At 60.1% G+C, this 16,693-nt stretch carries 15 protein-coding genes and 1 riboswitch; of the genes, 7 read left to right on the forward strand and 8 right to left on the reverse strand.

The genetic code is table 11. The features are described from left to right. Positions 1-38 precede the first annotated feature (38 nt). The 3 genes from HU759_RS28515 to HU759_RS28525 form a co-directional block, all read right to left on the reverse strand. Positions 39-1,901 carry a DUF3857 domain-containing protein gene (locus HU759_RS28515; RefSeq protein WP_186617014.1) on the reverse strand — a complete coding sequence of 621 codons (1,863 nt, stop codon included), beginning with the start codon at positions 1,899-1,901 and terminating at the stop codon, positions 39-41. A 66-nt stretch (positions 1,902-1,967) separates the two neighbouring features. Beyond that, on the reverse strand, positions 1,968-2,852 hold the full coding sequence (locus HU759_RS28520) for a formate/nitrite transporter family protein (RefSeq protein ID WP_017139409.1): 885 nt from the start codon (positions 2,850-2,852) through the stop codon (positions 1,968-1,970). Between the two features lie 86 nt (positions 2,853-2,938). Then, entirely contained in the window at positions 2,939-3,337 is a 399-nt protein-coding gene (locus HU759_RS28525) for a hotdog domain-containing protein (protein WP_017139410.1), read from the reverse strand. Positions 3,338-3,535: 198 nt separating this feature from the next. Beyond that, positions 3,536-3,641, forward strand: a riboswitch (S-adenosyl-L-homocysteine riboswitch). 21 nt (positions 3,642-3,662) lie between these two features. Between HU759_RS28525 and ahcY the strand changes: the two genes are divergently transcribed. The 4 genes from ahcY to HU759_RS28545 all read left to right on the forward strand — a co-directional run bounded on the left by ahcY (position 3,663) and on the right by HU759_RS28545 (position 9,122). Next, positions 3,663-5,072: an adenosylhomocysteinase gene (gene ahcY, locus HU759_RS28530; protein ID WP_017139412.1), complete on the forward strand. Its 1,410-nt coding sequence runs from the start codon at positions 3,663-3,665 to the stop codon at positions 5,070-5,072. Positions 5,073-5,241: 169 nt separating this feature from the next. Then, a complete protein-coding gene (gene metF, locus HU759_RS28535) occupies positions 5,242-6,087 on the forward strand; it encodes a methylenetetrahydrofolate reductase [NAD(P)H] (RefSeq protein WP_170036833.1) in 846 nt (281 codons plus the stop codon). Between the two features lie 129 nt (positions 6,088-6,216). Then, on the forward strand, positions 6,217-7,008 hold the full coding sequence (locus HU759_RS28540; protein ID WP_017139414.1) for a transporter substrate-binding domain-containing protein: 792 nt from the start codon (positions 6,217-6,219) through the stop codon (positions 7,006-7,008). A gap of 221 nt (positions 7,009-7,229) precedes the next feature. After that, positions 7,230-9,122: a DEAD/DEAH box helicase gene (locus tag HU759_RS28545; RefSeq protein WP_017139415.1), complete on the forward strand. Its 1,893-nt coding sequence runs from the start codon at positions 7,230-7,232 to the stop codon at positions 9,120-9,122. 61 nt (positions 9,123-9,183) lie between these two features. On the opposite strand, the gene HU759_RS28550 is transcribed toward HU759_RS28545, so the two are convergent. Further along, positions 9,184-9,558 carry a nuclear transport factor 2 family protein gene (locus tag HU759_RS28550; protein ID WP_056857726.1) on the reverse strand — a complete coding sequence of 125 codons (375 nt, stop codon included), beginning with the start codon at positions 9,556-9,558 and terminating at the stop codon, positions 9,184-9,186. A 127-nt stretch (positions 9,559-9,685) separates the two neighbouring features. Here HU759_RS28550 and HU759_RS28555 point away from each other — a divergent pair, with 127 nt between their 5' ends. Continuing rightward, on the forward strand, positions 9,686-10,570 hold the full coding sequence (locus HU759_RS28555; RefSeq protein ID WP_017139417.1) for a LysR substrate-binding domain-containing protein: 885 nt from the start codon (positions 9,686-9,688) through the stop codon (positions 10,568-10,570). A gap of 61 nt (positions 10,571-10,631) precedes the next feature. Here HU759_RS28555 and HU759_RS28560 read toward each other — a convergent pair whose 3' ends face one another. Both HU759_RS28560 and HU759_RS28565 read right to left on the reverse strand, forming a co-directional pair. After that, positions 10,632-11,228 carry a YceI family protein gene (locus HU759_RS28560; protein ID WP_026013867.1) on the reverse strand — a complete coding sequence of 199 codons (597 nt, stop codon included), beginning with the start codon at positions 11,226-11,228 and terminating at the stop codon, positions 10,632-10,634. A gap of 32 nt (positions 11,229-11,260) precedes the next feature. Next, a complete protein-coding gene (locus tag HU759_RS28565) occupies positions 11,261-11,812 on the reverse strand; it encodes a cytochrome b (RefSeq protein WP_186617012.1) in 552 nt (183 codons plus the stop codon). Positions 11,813-12,085: 273 nt separating this feature from the next. Here HU759_RS28565 and HU759_RS28570 point away from each other — a divergent pair, with 273 nt between their 5' ends. Continuing rightward, positions 12,086-13,492, forward strand: a complete 1,407-nt coding sequence (locus HU759_RS28570; RefSeq protein ID WP_170036831.1) for an adenosylmethionine--8-amino-7-oxononanoate transaminase — start codon at positions 12,086-12,088, stop codon at positions 13,490-13,492. A 126-nt stretch (positions 13,493-13,618) separates the two neighbouring features. Further along, the gene (locus HU759_RS28575; protein ID WP_170036829.1) at positions 13,619-14,338 is read left to right on the forward strand and encodes a 16S rRNA (uracil(1498)-N(3))-methyltransferase; all 720 of its coding nucleotides are present in this window, start codon (positions 13,619-13,621) and stop codon (positions 14,336-14,338) included. 131 nt (positions 14,339-14,469) lie between these two features. On the opposite strand, the gene HU759_RS28580 is transcribed toward HU759_RS28575, so the two are convergent. Together HU759_RS28580 and HU759_RS28585 are read right to left on the reverse strand one after the other, a co-directional pair. Continuing rightward, positions 14,470-15,372, reverse strand: coding sequence for a transporter substrate-binding domain-containing protein (locus HU759_RS28580; protein WP_170036827.1), 903 nt, complete (start codon positions 15,370-15,372; stop codon positions 14,470-14,472). Positions 15,373-15,403: 31 nt separating this feature from the next. Then, a complete protein-coding gene (locus tag HU759_RS28585) occupies positions 15,404-16,645 on the reverse strand; it encodes a D-amino acid dehydrogenase (RefSeq protein ID WP_170036825.1) in 1,242 nt (413 codons plus the stop codon). Positions 16,646-16,693 lie beyond the last annotated feature (48 nt).

A 16,693-nucleotide genomic window follows, 5' to 3' on the forward strand; every position in this document is an offset into this window, starting at 1 on the left:
GGCCGGCGGCGGATTCATTTCGCCGCCGGCGCCTGCGATCAATGGGCCTGCACGATGATCTGGCTCTTGAGGTCATTGAACATCGCCTCGATCATCGGCTGCATACTCTTGAACCACTCAGGGCTGCACACCGCTTCGGGGTGGTTAAAGGCAAGCGTGCGGGAAACAAGCACGGTATTGCCGCTGCGCTCATAACTGGCGTCGTAGGTTACATCCGCGCCCTTGAGCGAAACGGTCTTGGGCAGCGCCAGAATAGTCAACGACGCGGGGAACTCGAAGCGGGCCTTTTCAACGCTCTCGCCGGCAAAGCAGGTGAAGTTCTGCACCCGCTTCTTTTCTACCGACAGGGCCTGCACATCCTGGGCGATATAGCTTCCCAGGCGACTGAGTGCCGGTACACCGATCGGCCCAGGCACGTTGACGAAGTTTTCCGTGCGCCCGGCCAACGTGGTGTTGAAGCCGGACGCATCACCGTCCAGCGCATCTGTTTGCAGGGTGCCGTTGCCCGCCTGGCCTGAGCTGCGCAGCATTTTCTGGATCATCTGATCACGCTCCGCCGGCTGCTGAGACCTGATCCAAAAACGCGTCGCTTCGGTACGCCAACCCTCGGCGAGGGACGTTTGCGTAAAGTCTGCCGCGCCCTTGTCATCGACCTTGAACACCAATTCACTCGACAGCTTGCTCGGTTGAGTGGCCGGGGTACGTGCCAACTCGCCAGTACGCGTCAACAACACCGGCTTGTCCAAGTCCTGCAGTGGCAAGTAACCGGCAGCGATGAAACTGGCGGTGGAGTCCAGGTAGAGGTCCAGGCTTGGCACATAGGTGATCGCATGGTTGAGCACGCGTAACGCCGCCACCTTGGGCAAAACATAGGCATTGCCGGCGTTGATCAACACCGGTGAGCTGTCGATGCCAACGGCCTTGAGCATGGCTTCCAGCAGGGCCACATGGTCCTTGCAGTCGCCGTAACGGTTGTCCAGCACCGATTGCGCCGGGTGCGGCACCACGCCGCCGGCGTCGATGTACACCGCCACATAACGGATGTTCTTGCGCACCCAATCGCTGAGCACCAGGGCCTTGGCCCGAGGCGTTGGCTGGTCGGCGGTGAGCCTGTGCGCCAATTCGGTGATTTGCGGTGTGACCTCAACCTTGGCACGTGCCTCGTAAGCCCTGGCCAGGTCTTTGTAGGTTGCAAAGGTCGAAACAGCGAGGAGTTGGCCATAGTCGGTGTAGGCCACCGCGCCTTGTTCGGGCCGGGTTTTGTCGGCCGGCACGTAGTCCCATCGGTACACCTTACGCCCAACCGCTGCGGCCGAAGTGGAGGCTTTGAAACCCCGGGCCTCGGCGTACAAAGGCTTGTCGGCCGGCAAGTCGTAGATCAGGGAGTAATCCAGCGTGGGGCTCAAGCTCGCCGTGGAGAAGTCGGTAAACTCGCCAGGAAACAGCGCCGTGTGGCGTATTCGCTTGTAACGCAAGCTCAGACGATCACCCACTGCCACCTCAGGAAAAATCACCACCTTGACCCGCGAATCCTGAAACATCGGAGCATTGGCCGAGGCCTGCTCCTGTTGTTCCCTGATCTGTGGCGCGGTGACCATTACCCTGCGCCCATCGGGCTTGAGCGTGAACGCCTCGATAATCTCCAGGCTATCCAATGAGCGGTTGTAACTGACCGCTTGCTGGGCACTGGACCTGATGGCCCGCTCTTCGTTGATCAGCACGACCTTATCGGCATCCACCACATAGCTGCCGTCGGTATTGATCACGTAGCGCTGAGTTTGCTTTTCGATGGTCACGGAGCGATCCGCAGCATCATCCTTGGCCTGTGCCACGCCGAAAACGCCCACCGCCAATACCAGCGCGCACCAACTGCGCCCCCGCAAAAAAGGGAAAGTCCGCATAAAGATCCTTCTTTCATGAATGGAAAACCGCGCAGCGACTTTGCCATTCATTTATGACGAATCAGCTTACTCGTCCTTGTTCACCCGCTGGGGATGGCGCGGGTCTGCGGGCTTGCCCGGCAAGCTGCTCTCACTGCGAATCTGCGCATGGCTGATCAGCGCAAAAATGAAACTGCCGCCGATGATATTGCCTGCCAGGGTCGGCCCGGCGAACACCAGCCAGAAGTCCTTCCACGGCAGTTCGCCGGCAAACACCAGGTACGACACTTCCGCCGAACCGACGACGATGTGGGTGAAGTCTCCCAGCGCCATCAGGTAAGTGATCAGGATGATGATGAACATCTTCGCGCTTTCCATGGACGGGATCATCCACACCATGGTGGCGATCATCCAGCCGGAAATAATGCCCTTGGCGAACATCTGGCCGGGGTCGTTTTCCATGACCTTGCGGCCGATTTCGAGAAAGGCCATGTCGGTCTTGGTGTCGAAGATCGGCAGGTGCAGCATCACGTAGGCCACCAGCAAGGTGCCGCACAGGTTGCCCACCAGCACCACCGTCCACAACCGCAACAGGCGGCCGGCATTGGCCAGCGTCGGCTTGCTCATCACCGGCAGCACGGCGGTCAGGGTGTTTTCGGTGAACAGTTGCTGGCGCGCGAGGATGACCGCGAGAAAGCCCGCGCAATAGCCAAAGCTGGCGATCACCTTGAAAGCTTCGCCATCCGGCAGGCGCGAGTTGAGCAACCCCATGCCCATCAGCGACAGGCCCATGGTCAGGCCGGCCGCCAACGCCGACCACCACAACGCAGCCACATTGCGTTCCAGTTCCTGATCGCCCTGGGTGCGGATGATTTCGTGCAGCACCGCCGCGCGGGGCGGCTGGTTGTTGTCGACGTCCTGTTGCTCTTCCTGCGACAGGTTGGGGGTTTTGCCGTCTGCTTGAGTCGCCATGGGTGTACCTGAACAGGTGGGTGTTGTTCAGGTACGACCTGTCGCCAGCCGCCAGCGTTCAATGCCCGCCGCCGCTGGGTTCGCAGTTACTCGGTTTCGTCTTTGAACTGGTCTTTGACGTACCTGATTTCTGTACGCCCGTGCGGTGCCGGCAAACCATCTTCGCCCAGGTTGACGAACACCATTTTCTCTACGGTGAGGATACTTTTGCGGGTGATCTTGTTGCGCACTTCACAGGTCAGGGTGATCGAGGTGCGGCCGAACTCGGTGGCGGTGATGCCCAGTTCGATGATGTCACCCTGGCGCGAGGCACTGACGAAGTTGATTTCGGAGATGTACTTGGTCACCACGCGTTGGTTGCCCAGTTGAACAATCGCGTAGATCGCCGCTTCTTCGTCGATCCAGCGCAGCAGGCTGCCGCCGAACAGGGTGCCGTTGGGGTTGAGGTCTTCGGGTTTTACCCATTTGCGGGTGTGAAAGTTCATGGTCACTCCAAAGCGTCTTGCCGAATGATGGGCAACATCATGGCAGAGCCCGCGCCCAAGCTCTATGCACCATTGCCTATCATGCCCATGCACGATCTGCATGTGGCCGACAGAAAGGCTTGGGAAGTGCCGCGCACACGGCTATAATCGCCACCGCTTCAAAACGGTCATCTTCGATTGATACCGTTCTCCCGCCACCTGTCCGAGGGGCGCTGCAGCAGGTTCAACCTGTCAGGCTCGGATGGGGCGTTGTTCGGCCTGGTTAGCCAGCTGGATACTAAACGCACAACGGCGCCCATTCGCACACTACGAATGGAGGCTCTTCATGAGCGCTGTAATCACGCCTGCAGGTTTTACCGACTACAAAGTCGCCGACATGTCCCTCGCTGCCTGGGGCCGTCGCGAAACCTTTATCGCCGAATCCGAAATGCCAGCCCTGATGGGCCTGCGCCGCAAGTACGCCGCTGAGCAGCCGCTCAAAGGCGCGAAGATCCTCGGCTGCATCCACATGACCATTCAGACTGCTGTGCTGATCGAAACCCTGGTTGCCCTGGGCGCCGAAGTACGCTGGTCGTCCTGCAACATTTTCTCGACTCAGGACCAGGCCGCTGCTGCTATCGCTGCTGCCGGTATCGCGGTTTACGCCTGGAAAGGCGAGACCGAAGAAGAGTACGAGTGGTGCCTGGAGCAAACCATCCTCAAAGATGGCGCGCCATGGGATGCCAACATGATCCTCGACGACGGCGGTGACCTGACCGAGCTGCTGCACAAGAAATACCCGCAGATTCTGGACCGCGTTCACGGTGTGACCGAAGAAACCACCACTGGCGTACACCGCCTGCTGGACATGCTGGCCAAGGGCGAGCTGAAAATCCCGGCCATCAACGTCAACGACTCGGTGACCAAGAGCAAGAACGACAACAAGTACGGCTGCCGTCACAGCCTCAACGATGCCATCAAGCGCGGCACCGACCACCTGCTGTCGGGCAAGCAAGCCCTGGTAATCGGCTACGGCGACGTGGGCAAGGGTTCGTCCCAGTCTCTGCGTCAGGAAGGCATGATCGTTAAAGTCTCCGAAGTTGACCCGATCTGCGCCATGCAAGCGTGCATGGACGGTTTCGAAGTGGTTTCGCCGTTCATCAACGGCCAGAACGACGGCACCGAAGCGAGCATCGACAAAGCCCTGCTGGGCAAGATCGACCTGATCGTGACCACCACCGGTAACGTGAATGTTTGCGACGCAAACATGCTCAAAGCCCTGAAGAAGCGCGCTGTAGTCTGCAACATCGGCCACTTCGACAACGAAATCGACACCGCTTTCATGCGCAAGAACTGGGCATGGGAAGAAGTGAAGCCGCAGGTACACAAGGTTCACCGTACCGGCGCTGGCGATTTCGACCCGCAGAATGACGACTACCTGATCCTGCTGGCTGAAGGCCGCCTGGTTAACCTGGGCAACGCCACCGGCCACCCAAGCCGCATCATGGATGGCTCGTTCGCCAACCAGGTACTGGCGCAGATCTTCCTGTTCGGCCAGAAGTACGCCGACCTGTCGCCGGCCCAGAAAGCCGAGCGTCTGACCGTGGAAGTACTGCCGAAGAAACTCGACGAAGAAGTGGCCCTGGAAATGGTCCGCGGCTTCGGCGGCGTGGTGACTCAACTGACCAAGACCCAGGCCGACTACATCGGCGTGACCGTCGAAGGTCCGTTCAAGCCGCACGCTTACCGTTACTGATCGGCCCAGTGCCAGCTGCCATAGGGGAGCTGGCTTTTGTAGGAGCTGGCTTGTCGGATCGCCGCACCGCTGCGATAGCATAGCCTCGGTATTGCTGAAAAACCGAGGTGCCTGCATCGCGGGCAAGCCCGCTCCCACACCGGTATTCTGAGTTTCCATAGGTACGACCATGTCCCAAGACCGTCGCTACAGCTTCGAGTTTTTCCCGACCAAGACCGATGCTGGGCATGAAAAACTGATGGCGACTGCCAAGCAGTTGGCCAGCTACAACCCCGACTTCTTCTCCTGTACCTACGGCGCCGGCGGCTCGACCCGTGACCGCACGATCAACACCGTGCTGCAGCTCGAAAGCGAAGTCAAAGTTCCCGCCGCTCCGCACTTATCGTGCGTGGGCGACAGCAAGGCCGACCTGCGCAGCCTGCTGACCCAATACAAACAAGCCGGCATCAAGCGCATCGTCGCCCTGCGTGGCGACCTGCCGTCCGGCATGGGCATGGCCAGCGGCGAGCTGCGCTACGCCAATGACCTGGTGAGCTTCATCCGTGAAGAAAGCGGCGATCACTTCCATATCGAAGTGGCGGCTTACCCGGAGATGCACCCACAGGCGCGTAATTTCGAAGACGATTTGCAGAACTTCGTGCGCAAGGCCAATGCCGGTGCCGACAGTGCGATCACCCAGTACTTCTTCAACGCCGACAGCTACTTCTACTTTGTCGAGCGCGTACGGGCCATGGGTGTGAATATCCCTATCGTGCCGGGCATCATGCCGATCACCAACTACAGCAAGCTGGCGCGTTTCTCCGACGCCTGCGGTGCTGAAATCCCACGCTGGGTGCGCAAGCAACTGGAAGCTTATCGCGATGACGTCAAGAGCATCCAGGCGTTCGGCGAGCAGGTGATCACACAGATGTGTGAACAATTGCTGCAAGGTGGCGCACCAGGGTTGCACTTCTACACCCTGAACCAGACTGAACCCAGCCTGGCCATCTGGAACAACCTCAAGCTGCCACGCTAAGGCTTGTTTGGTAATGCCAAGGCCCTCGTTTATACGAGGGCCTTTTGCTTTTAATGCGCCACATCAACTTGCCCGCGAATGCGTGTGCCAGAGCTTCTCTTTAGCGCAGGAGCATCGTAACCTCAGGGGATGCCCGTCATTCTCAAGCTGTTGACCGCTGTGCTTTTTGCTTGCCTGAGCTTCACCGCTTACGGCGAGAAATTGCGCGTTGTCACCGAGCCTTGGGCACCTTATGTGTACGACGACAACGGCAGCATGCGCGGCCTGGATTACGAAACCACGATGATCGTGTTCCAACGCCTGGGGGTGGAGGTGGAGTGGCAATTCCTGCCCTGGAAACGTTGCCTGGCCATGCTGGACCAGGGCCACGCCGATGGCGCACTGGATATTTTCCACAGCCATGAGCGCGATGCTTTGCTGCTTTACCCCAGCGAACCGTTGTCGGCTGTCGAGTTCGTGCTGTTCTATGCCAACGACCGCCCTCATCCGGCCCAGACCCTGGATGACCTGCGCGGGCTGACGGTCGGCACGTCACCAGGCTATCTGTATGGCGAGGCCTTCAGCGAATCCAGCCTGTTCGACCGCGAGCCGGCGCCCAGCCATGAGGCCAACTTCGGCAAACTGTCGCTGGGCCGCATTGACCTGGTGATTACGGACCGTCGAGTCGGCCAGCATGTGATCAAGGCCATGGGCCTGGAAGGCAAGGTCAGCCAGGCGCCGCTGGTGGTCAGCCGCCAGCCGCAATTTTTAGCCGTGCGCCGTGGCGCCGGCATGGACCTGCTGGTGCAACGCTTTGCCGCCGAGCTCAAGCGCTTCAAGCAAGAGCCTGCCTACGCAGCCTTAAGCGCCAAATATGGCGGAATCCAAGCCAATACAGCCCCTGAACACACCGTTGAGCAGCAGGAAAGCGGCGCGCCGTGATTGCTCTGTTATACTCCGGCCTTTCCGCCAGGCTCACGCCCGGCCGCTGAGGTCTTGAAAAAGGCACCTAACCCAGCTACTGCGCAGCTTTCAGCCCGCGCGAGCCGGTGGAGTGCCCGCCAGACGCAGCAGGACCGGACGGGGTTGCGCTCCCCTAAGCGCCATTCACGCCCGGCAAGATTATCCCTTTGGGCCAAGCCCTAACTAAAACAGGATTACTCATGTCCTTTGCTTCCCTCGGTCTCTCCGAGGCTTTAGTCCGCGCCATCGAGGCAGCGGGCTATACCGAGCCTACTCCGGTGCAACAGCGGGCCATTCCCGCCGTGTTGCAAGGTCGCGACCTGATGGTTGCGGCGCAGACAGGTACTGGTAAAACCGGTGGTTTCGCCCTCCCGATTCTGGAGCGGTTGTTCCCCAACGGTCACCCGGACAAATCCCAGCGTCACGGCCCGCGCCAACCGCGCGTACTGGTCCTGACCCCAACCCGCGAACTCGCCGCCCAAGTGCACGACAGCTTCAAGCTGTACGCCCGCGACTTGAAGTTCGTCAGCGCCTGCATCTTCGGCGGCGTCGGCATGAACCCACAGGTTCAGGCCATGTCCCGTGGTGTTGACGTGCTGGTAGCCTGCCCGGGTCGTTTGCTCGACCTGTGCGGCCAAGGCAGCGTCGATTTGTCCCACGTGGAAATCCTCGTGCTGGACGAAGCCGACCGCATGCTCGACATGGGCTTTGTCCATGACGTGAAAAAGGTCCTCGCCCGCCTGCCGGCCAAACGTCAGAACCTGCTGTTCTCGGCAACGTTCTCCCAAGACATCACCGCCCTGGCCGGCAAGCTGCTGCACAACCCGGAACGCATCGAAGTCACGCCGCCGAACACCACGGTCGAGCGTATCGAGCAACGCGTATTCCGCCTGGCAGCCAGCCACAAGCGTTCGCTGCTGGCGCACCTGATCACCCACGGCGCGTGGGAGCAGGTGCTGGTGTTTACCCGCACCAAGCACGGCGCCAACCGCCTGGCCGAGTACCTGGACAAGCACGGCCTCACCGCCGTCGCCATCCACGGTAACAAGAGCCAGAACGCGCGCACCAAAGCCCTGGCCGATTTCAAGGCCGGCACTGTGCGCATCCTGGTCGCCACCGATATCGCCGCGCGCGGCCTGGATATCGACCAATTGCCACACGTGGTCAACTTCGAGCTGCCGAACGTCGATGAAGATTACGTGCACCGTATCGGCCGTACCGGCCGTGCCGGTCGTTCGGGCGAGGCCATTTCCCTGGTCGCTCCGGACGAAGAAAAGCTGCTGAAAAGCATCGAGCGCATGACCAAGCAGAAAATCGCCGACGGCGACCTGATGGGCTTCGACTCCAGCGCCGTGGAGGCCGAAAAGCCTGAAGCGCGCGAGCGTCCGGACGTGCGTAACCCACGCAACCCACGCGGTCCGAAGGGCGATGGCCCGAACGGCGGCGGTGGTGGCGGTGGCCGTCGCGACAAGGGCAAAGACAAAGGCGGCAAGGAAAAAGCGCCTACCAACGGCCGTGGCGAACGCCCAGCCCGTGAGCAGAAGCCCCGTGAAGGCACCCCGGCCCGCGAACAGCGCCAGCCGAGCCAGCCGCCACGTGCCGCTGCCGACCGCGCCCCGGACGAGTTCCTCGACGACGATGTGGATAACTTCGGTAACCGCGTTGACTACGTGCCTCAGGCCAAGCCGGCCCAGGGCCGTGGCCGCCGTCCTGGTGCCCCGGCACAAGGTGCGGGCGCAGGCACGGGTGCTCCACGTGGCGGCCAGCCACAGGGCGGTCGTCAAAATGGCCCGCGCAACAGCAGCGGCGGTACCACCGGTACGCCACCTGCCAAGCGCAACGGCCCGCGTAATGGCGCCCCCCGTGACGGCCAGGCCCGTCGTGAAGACTCGCGCAGCAACAACCGCCGTCCGGCCCGTGACGACCAGCCACGCTTGTCGGAACCCGCCGTGCAGAACCCGCGCGGTGGTCCGGCGCCGAAGATCATCCACAAGGAGTCGAAAGCGGATCGCTTCCCGACACCTGAGCAGCTGGATCAACTGCCAGGCCGCCCTCGTGGTGAAAAACCAGCGCTGCTGACCCGCAACCGCTGAGTTTTCGACGCTAACAAAAACGCCCCGATTAATCGGGGCGTTTTTGCATCCAGGCGTTAGCTTATTGATCAGCCACTTCACCGGCCTTATGAAAAAGCTTGGCAAAGATCATCCAGCGACCGTCAACTTTCATCAGGTTCAAATAATCAACCATCACGTTATTGAACAAGCGCAAGCGCACTTTGACGATGGCCATTTCCGGCGACATCACGTCAATCATCAATACCTCATCAAGCTGCGGAAAACCGCCTTCCTGCGGCGACTTTCGGCCTTGAACCATGGTCCGGTACTCATCGAACGGCCGCACGACCACGGTCGAGTTCTGTGCGCTGTATAACACGCAGCCACGATGAAAGACTTGATCGAACGTATTCAAATCCTGAGTTTGCAACACACTAAAGTAATCGTTCAGAAACGCTTGAATCTCATCAATCATGGCGCACAACTCCCGACAGTTTCAACACGGTGTTATTTGAATAAATAACTTGCCGCCATTATTGATAGTCCACTCATTTCACGTATAGCGGCTATTATTAGGCTTTTCTGTGAAAGGAATTCACACTTTGAAACTGCCTCCCCTTGCCGCGCTGCGTGCTTTCGAGGCCTTGGCCCGACTGGGCAAAGTGAACCTGGCCGCCCTCGAACTGCACGTGACCCACAGTGCCGTCAGCCATCAGATTCGCGCCCTTGAAGAGTACCTGGGCCTCGCTTTGGTCATGCGCAACAAGCGCACGCTGATGCTGACGGATGAAGGCCGCGTGTATGCCTACCAGATCAGGCAGGGGCTGGGCGAAATCGCCGGGATCACCGAAAAACTGATGGCAAAAACCAGGCACCCACAGCTGACCGCTTCGGTGCTGCCTTCCTACGCCATGCATTGGTTGTTGCCGCGCCTGCATGATTTCAGGGCGGCTCACCCCGAGCTGCACTTGCGGCTGGAGTCGAGCATGGAGTTCGCCAGCTTCGAGCAAGGCCCGCTTGATTGCGCGATTCGCTTCGGTCATGGCCAGTGGCCGGATGTGCATTGCGAAACGCTGATGGGTGACTCATTGCTGGTGGTCGCCGCGCGCGACTTCAACCACGGCGTGCTGCCGGACACGGCGCAAGCCGTCCTTGAGCAGCCGTTGCTGCACGCCAGTGAGAGCTGGCCGATCTGGCTGGGCGCCGCAGGTATCGAGGGGCAACGTCCGCAAGCGCCGCTGGAGTTCACCGATTCCACGTTGATGCTCGAAGCCGTGCGGCTCGGGCACGGCGTCGCGCTGACACGCCGCTCGATTGCCCATGCACTGATTCAACGCGGGGAGCTGGTCCGGCTCACCGACATTGAACCGGCGCACACCTCACGCTATTACATAGTCTGGCCTGCGGGCAGCAAACCGTCGGCGCAGTTGACCTTGTTGCACACTTGGCTCAAGGGCCAAGTGACGATGTATCAAGAAAGCCTTTGAACAGCGCACAGCAAAACGCCGACCCTGAGGTCGGCGCTTGGCGTTTGAAACAGCGAAATAATTACTTCGCTTTTACGCCTTCAAAAGTCACGTACAGCTCAACAGTGTTGGACGCTGGGCCCAGGTCCATCTGCTTGCCGAAGTCCTGACGGTTGAAGCTGGTGGTGCCTTCAAAGCCGGCACGGTAGCCGCCCCATGGATCCTTGCCTTCGCCCAGGAACGTGGCCTTGACCACGATCGGCTTGGTCACGCCGTGGAAGGTCAGGTCGCCGGTCACGTCGGCAGTGACTTGGCCTGCAGCATTTTTACCGGTGGTTTTGACACTGGTGGAGACGAACTTGGCATCGGCAAACTTGCCAACGTCCAGGAAGTCTTTGCTGGCGATGTGCTTGTCACGTTCGGCGTGGTTGGTGAATACGCTGGCGGTACGGACGTTGAACTCGATTTTGCTGTCTTCAGGCTTGGCGGCGTCAAAGCTGAACTTGCCGTCCAGATCCTTGAAAGTACCGGTGATGAAGCTATAGCCCAAGTGGCTGATCTTGAAGTCAACGAAGGCGTGCTGGCCTTCCTTGTCGACAACATAATCAGCGGCCATCGCCGAACCTGCGGACAGCAGTGCGGAACCGATTGCCAGAGCGGCGAGAGTCTTTTTCAACATGCTTTCTATTCCTTGTGAGTCGAGGTTGAACATCAGGCTTTGCGTCCCAGCATTCGTGTCAGGGTCGCATCACGATCGATAAAGTGGTGTTTAAACGCGGCCACGCCATGCAAACCGGCGAAGACCACCAACACCCAGGCCAGGTACAAATGCACCAAGCCGGCGTTGTCTGCCTGGTCCGGTAGCCCGGAAACCACAGCAGGAATCTCAAACAGGCCAAACACCGGGATACCGATACCGTCTGCGGTGGAAATCAGGTAACCGGCGATCATCACGGCAAACAGCCCGAGATACAGGAACGCGTGGCCAAACGCAGCGCCAATACGCGTCATTCGGCTGTAGCTGGCCAACGGTGGTGGCGGCGGGCTGACAATGCGCCAGACGATACGCACCAGCATGATGGCGAACAGCGTGATGCCAATGCTCTTGTGCAGGTCGGGCGCGTCTTTGCGCCAGGCGCTGTAGTAGTCGAGGCCGACCATCCACAGGCCCAGCGCGAACAAACCGAACACCACCAGGGCTACGCCCCAGTGCAAAACAATGCTGACCCAGCCATAACGGGCCGATGAATTACGTAGCTGCATGTCCCAAATCCCGTAAGAACTGTGCCCAAGACTAGCGATTTACCTATCGAATTAAAGCGGAAAATTTCGCTTTGAAATATCGAGAAATACGATCAAGAGAGTATGCACAGTACGTTAACAATGGATTAAGGACTATTCCTGATAAACGTGACAGATCGTCCTGCCTTTACTGCCAATTCATCCGTAATGGGTTGTGACGCCGCCTGGCATTGCATAGGCTTGCGCGATTGTTTCGCCTGCGCCGGGCGCAGGGCCGCTTCGAGGAGATAACCGATGGGCTTGAATAACCAGTGGATGCAACGCGACCTCGCGGTGCTGTGGCATCCCTGCACCCAGATGAAAGACCACCAGCAACTGCCGCTGATCCCGATCAAACGTGGCGAAGGCGTATGGCTGGAAGACTTCGAAGGCAAGCGCTACCTCGATGCCGTCAGTTCCTGGTGGGTCAATGTGTTCGGCCACGCCAACCCGCGCATCAACCAGCGCATCAAGGACCAGGTGGATCAGCTGGAACACGTGATCCTCGCCGGTTTCAGCCACCAGCCGGTGATCGAATTGTCCGAACGCCTGGTGGCGATGACGCCTGAAGGTTTGACCCGCTGTTTCTATGCCGACAACGGCTCGTCGTGCATCGAAGTCGCGCTGAAGATGAGCTTTCACTACTGGCTCAACCATGGCCTGCCGAACAAGAAGCGCTTCGTCACCCTGACCAACAGCTACCACGGCGAAACCATTGCCGCGATGTCCGTGGGCGATGTGCCATTATTTACCGAAACCTATAAAGCCTTGCTGCTCGACACCATCAAGGTGCCAAGCCCGGATTGCTACCTGCGCCCCGAGGGCATGAGCTGGGAAGAGCACTCACGCAACATGTTCCTGGCCATGGAACAGACCCTGGCCGAAAACCACGACAGCGTCGCCGCCGTGATCGTCGAGCCGCTGATCCAGGGCGCCGGCGGCATGCGCATGTACCACCCGGTGTACCTCAAGCTGCTGCGTGAAGCCTGCGACAAATATGGCGTGCACCTGATTCACGACGAAATCGCCGTCGGCTTCGGCCGCACCGGCAGCATGTTCGCTTGTGAGCAAGCCGGCATCCGCCCGGACTTTTTGTGCTTGTCCAAAGCCCTCACCGGCGGTTACCTGCCATTGGCGGCGGTCGTCACCACCGACGATGTGTACGACGCCTTCTACGACGACTACCCGACGTTGCGCGCCTTCCTGCATTCCCACAGCTACACCGGCAACCCGCTGGCGTGCGCGGCAGCCTTGGCGACTTTGGATATTTTCGAAGAAGATAACGTCATCGAAAACAACAAGGCCCTGGCCCAGCGCATGGCCACCGCCACCGCGCACCTGGTGGACCACCCGCACGTGTCGGAAGTGCGCCAGACCGGCATGGTGCTGGCCATCGAGATGGTTCAGGACAAAGCCACCAAAACCGCCTACCCGTGGCAGGAACGCCGTGGCTTGAAGGTGTTCGAGCATGCCCTGGAGCGCGGTGCGCTGCTGCGGCCGCTGGGCAGCGTGGTGTATTTCCTGCCGCCGTATGTGATAACGCCGGAACAGATCGACTTCCTGGCTGAAGTCGCCAGCGAAGGGATTGATATCGCCACCAACAGCACTGTCAGTGTTGCGGTGCCAAAAGATTTTCACCCAGGCTTTCGGGATCCGGGTTAATTGAGTTCACTCAACTGATCGGGCGTCGGGTCCACCGCCATCGCGGGCAAGCCCGGCTCCCACAGGTTTTGTATGATCGTTCCCACGCTCCGCGTCCGCTCTGCACACCACTTCCAGAGAACAGAAATGAGACTGTCCCGCTTTTTCACCGACACCCCGCTCAGCATCGGCGACCATGAATTGCCCGAAGCCCAGGCGCATTACATCAGCCGCGTATTGCGCATGGGTGAAGGCGACGCCGTACAACTGTTCGACGGCTCCGGCCAGGAATTCCTCGGCACCTTGCTGGAAGTCGGGAAAAAACGCGTTACCGTGCAACTCACGGAACGCTTTGCGGGCCAGACCGAATCACCGCTGCACATCCACCTCGGCCAAGGGCTGTCCCGGGGCGAGCGCATGGATTGGGCGATCCAGAAAGCCACCGAACTGGGTGTGAATGAAATCACGCCGATCTTCAGCGACCGCTGCGAAGTACGCCTCAAGGACGAACGCGCCGACAAACGCCTGCTGCACTGGCGCCAAGTGGCGATCAGCGCCTGCGAGCAATGTGGGCGTTCGACAGTGCCGATGATTCACCCGCCGCTGTTACTGGCCGACTGGTTGAAGCAAGCCGAGGCGGATTTGAAGCTGGTGCTGCACCCGGTGGCCGAGCCGATGGTCAGCCACGCCAAGCCATCGAGCCTGGCGTTCCTGATCGGGCCCGAAGGTGGGTTGACCGACGCAGAAGTCGCAACCGCCCAAGCTGCCGGCTTCCACGCCGCCCGCCTCGGCCCGCGGGTGCTGCGCACCGAAACCGCGCCGGTCGTGGCATTGAGCGTGGCCCAGCAACTCTGGGGCGACTTCTAACCTCGCCCGATCGTTCCCACGCTCTGCGTGGGAAAGCCTCCTGTGACGCTCTGCGTCACGACCTCAAATTGGGACGCAGAGCGTCCAAGGCTGCATTCCCACGCGGAGCGTGGGAACGATCATTGCGGCTATCACTCCACCGGGTCACTCACCGGCTTGGCAATAATCGCTTTCAACTCGCTGGTCATCGGAAACTCCAGGTTCAGGCCCTTGGGCGGAATCGGCTGTTCAAACCAACGCTGGTAAATCCCGTTGATCTCCCCGGAGCGGTACAGGTCGGCGAGCGTTTCGTTGACCACCGCTAGAAACTGCGGGTCGTCCTTGCGCAGCATGCAGCTGTAAATCTCCCGCGACTGTTCCTTGCCCACCACCACCCAGTGGTGCGGGTCTCGGGCCTTGGCGCGCTCACCGTAGAGCAACGCATCGTCCATGTAGAACGCCACTGCGCGGCCGGTCTCGAGCATTTTGAACGCTTCGCCATGGTCCTTGGCGCTGATCACAAACATATTGGCTTTGTGGTCGGCGTTGTAGCGCTTGAGAAAGCGTTCATTGGTGGTGCCGGCCGTGGTCACCACATTCTTGCCCTTGAGGTCTTCAAAACCCTGGATGCCACTGTCCTTGGCGGTCAGCAGTTGGCCCTTCACATAGATAAACCCGTAGGAAAACGCCACCTGCCTCTGCCGCTCGGCGGTGACACCGGTGGAACCGCATTCCAGGTCGACGGTGCCGTTTTGCACCAGCGGAATACGGGTCTGAGAGGTCACCAGGTTGTACTTAACATTCAGCTTGGCCACCCCGATTTTCTGCTGGATGCGCTCAACGATCTTGCTCGCCAACTCCACCGAATAGCCCATGGGCTTGCCACTGTTGTCGCCCACATAGGAAAACGGCACCGAGGCATCGCGATAACCCAAGGTGATCGACTTGGCATTCGCGATCTTGCTCAAGGTGCCGTCCAGCGGGGCTTCATTGGCCTGAACCTGTGCGCCAAACAGCAGCCCCAGAGTGCAGCCGGTCAACAGGATTTTTTTCATTGTTATTCTCCGTTGCTGGTGATGAATCCAATTATGCAGCGCGGGGCGTGAGGCCCTGCATATCAATGGAAGGCGCGTGCTCGCTGATCAGTTCGGCCAGCAATTGCCCGCTGCCGCAGGCCAGGGTAAAACCCAGGGCACCGTGGCCCAGGTTCAACCACAGGTTTCGATAGGCGCTGGCGCCGATCAGCGGCACGCCGGTGGGCGTTGCCGGGCGCATGCCGGCCCATTCGACCGCGTGGGTGTAATCGCCGGCCGTTGGGAATGTCTCCATGGCCTGGCGTTTCATCAGCGCCAGGCGCTTGGGCTCAAGGCCTGCATCAAAGCCGACGATATCCACCATGGCCGCGACCCGCAGTTGCTCGCCGATGCGCGCATACACGATCTTGCGGTCATAGTCGGTGACACTCACGTTCGGCGCCTGGTGATGCGCTCCAATCGGCACGTTCAGGCTGTAGCCCTTGAGCGGATACAGTGGCAATGACAACCCTGGCAAACCCAATTGCGCGCTGCGATGCCCGGCCGCCAGCACCAGTTGATCCACCGCCATCACCTCGTCACCCAACTCGATGGCCTGCACCGAGCCGTCGGCGTGGCGTATGCGAGTGACCTTGCGGCCCAGCAAAAACCTGCAGCGCCCCGAGGCTTCAAGCCAGGCCGCCAGCCGTTGGCAGAAGGCGTGACAGTCAGCCACCTCCTCGTTCGGCGTGTAGATGCCACCGAGAAAGTCGGCGCCCATTAACGCTGGCTCCAAGTGCGCACAATCGGCCACGGACAACACTTGCTGCTGCACGTTATTGCTGACCTTGCTGCGCGCATGCTCAAAGGAGGCAGCGTTACGAAACGTCACCAGTTTGCCGTTGCGGCGCCAGTCGAAACCTTCCAGGCGATCGCCTTCGCGCCATTGCTCCAGCGTGGCCTGGCTCAAGGACGCCAGGCGCAGCAGGTGCGCGGCATTGCGCGTGTTCACCGAGCCACGGCAGGCGCAGATAAAGGCCGCCATCCAGCGCCATTGCTGCGGGTCGAGACGCGGGCGCAGCTTCAGCGGCGAATCACCGCGCAGCAACCAGCCGATGGCTTGCAGCGGCACACCTTTGTCGGCCAACGGCGCGACATAGCGGTAGGACAGTTGCCCGCCATTGGCGAAACTGGTCTCGCTGCCGAGGCTGTCCCGCGTGTCGATCACTGTCACCTCATGGCCTGCACGCACCAGGGCATAGGCGCTTGCCAAGCCGATAACGCCACCACCGATGATGCAAACCCGCTTGGCCATTGCTGCCACCCGCTATTGAATTGACTGGCACCAAGCCTAGGGCCAGGT

Origin of the sequence: Pseudomonas sp. OE 28.3, assembly GCF_014268205.2 — a bacterium.
Lineage (GTDB): Bacteria > Pseudomonadota > Gammaproteobacteria > Pseudomonadales > Pseudomonadaceae > Aquipseudomonas > Aquipseudomonas edaphica.

Excerpts from the sequence above, each read along its gene's own strand:
- HU759_RS28545 (WP_017139415.1), top strand. The coding sequence starts at position 7,230 with ATGTCCTTTGCTTCCCTCGGTCTCTCCGAGGCTTTAGTCCGCGCCATC.
- HU759_RS28575 (WP_170036829.1), top strand. The coding sequence starts at position 13,619 with ATGAGACTGTCCCGCTTTTTCACCGACACCCCGCTCAGCATCGGCGAC.
- HU759_RS28540 (WP_017139414.1), top strand. The coding sequence starts at position 6,217 with ATGCCCGTCATTCTCAAGCTGTTGACCGCTGTGCTTTTTGCTTGCCTG.
- HU759_RS28515 (WP_186617014.1), bottom strand. The coding sequence starts at position 1,901 with ATGCGGACTTTCCCTTTTTTGCGGGGGCGCAGTTGGTGCGCGCTGGTA.
- HU759_RS28585 (WP_170036825.1), bottom strand. The coding sequence starts at position 16,645 with ATGGCCAAGCGGGTTTGCATCATCGGTGGTGGCGTTATCGGCTTGGCA.
- HU759_RS28525 (WP_017139410.1), bottom strand. The coding sequence starts at position 3,337 with ATGAACTTTCACACCCGCAAATGGGTAAAACCCGAAGACCTCAACCCC.
- HU759_RS28520 (WP_017139409.1), bottom strand. The coding sequence starts at position 2,852 with ATGGCGACTCAAGCAGACGGCAAAACCCCCAACCTGTCGCAGGAAGAG.
- HU759_RS28570 (WP_170036831.1), top strand. The coding sequence starts at position 12,086 with ATGGGCTTGAATAACCAGTGGATGCAACGCGACCTCGCGGTGCTGTGG.
- HU759_RS28580 (WP_170036827.1), bottom strand. The coding sequence starts at position 15,372 with ATGAAAAAAATCCTGTTGACCGGCTGCACTCTGGGGCTGCTGTTTGGC.
- HU759_RS28550 (WP_056857726.1), bottom strand. The coding sequence starts at position 9,558 with ATGATTGATGAGATTCAAGCGTTTCTGAACGATTACTTTAGTGTGTTG.
- metF (WP_170036833.1), top strand. The coding sequence starts at position 5,242 with ATGTCCCAAGACCGTCGCTACAGCTTCGAGTTTTTCCCGACCAAGACC.
- HU759_RS28565 (WP_186617012.1), bottom strand. The coding sequence starts at position 11,812 with ATGCAGCTACGTAATTCATCGGCCCGTTATGGCTGGGTCAGCATTGTT.
- HU759_RS28560 (WP_026013867.1), bottom strand. The coding sequence starts at position 11,228 with ATGTTGAAAAAGACTCTCGCCGCTCTGGCAATCGGTTCCGCACTGCTG.
- ahcY (WP_017139412.1), top strand. The coding sequence starts at position 3,663 with ATGAGCGCTGTAATCACGCCTGCAGGTTTTACCGACTACAAAGTCGCC.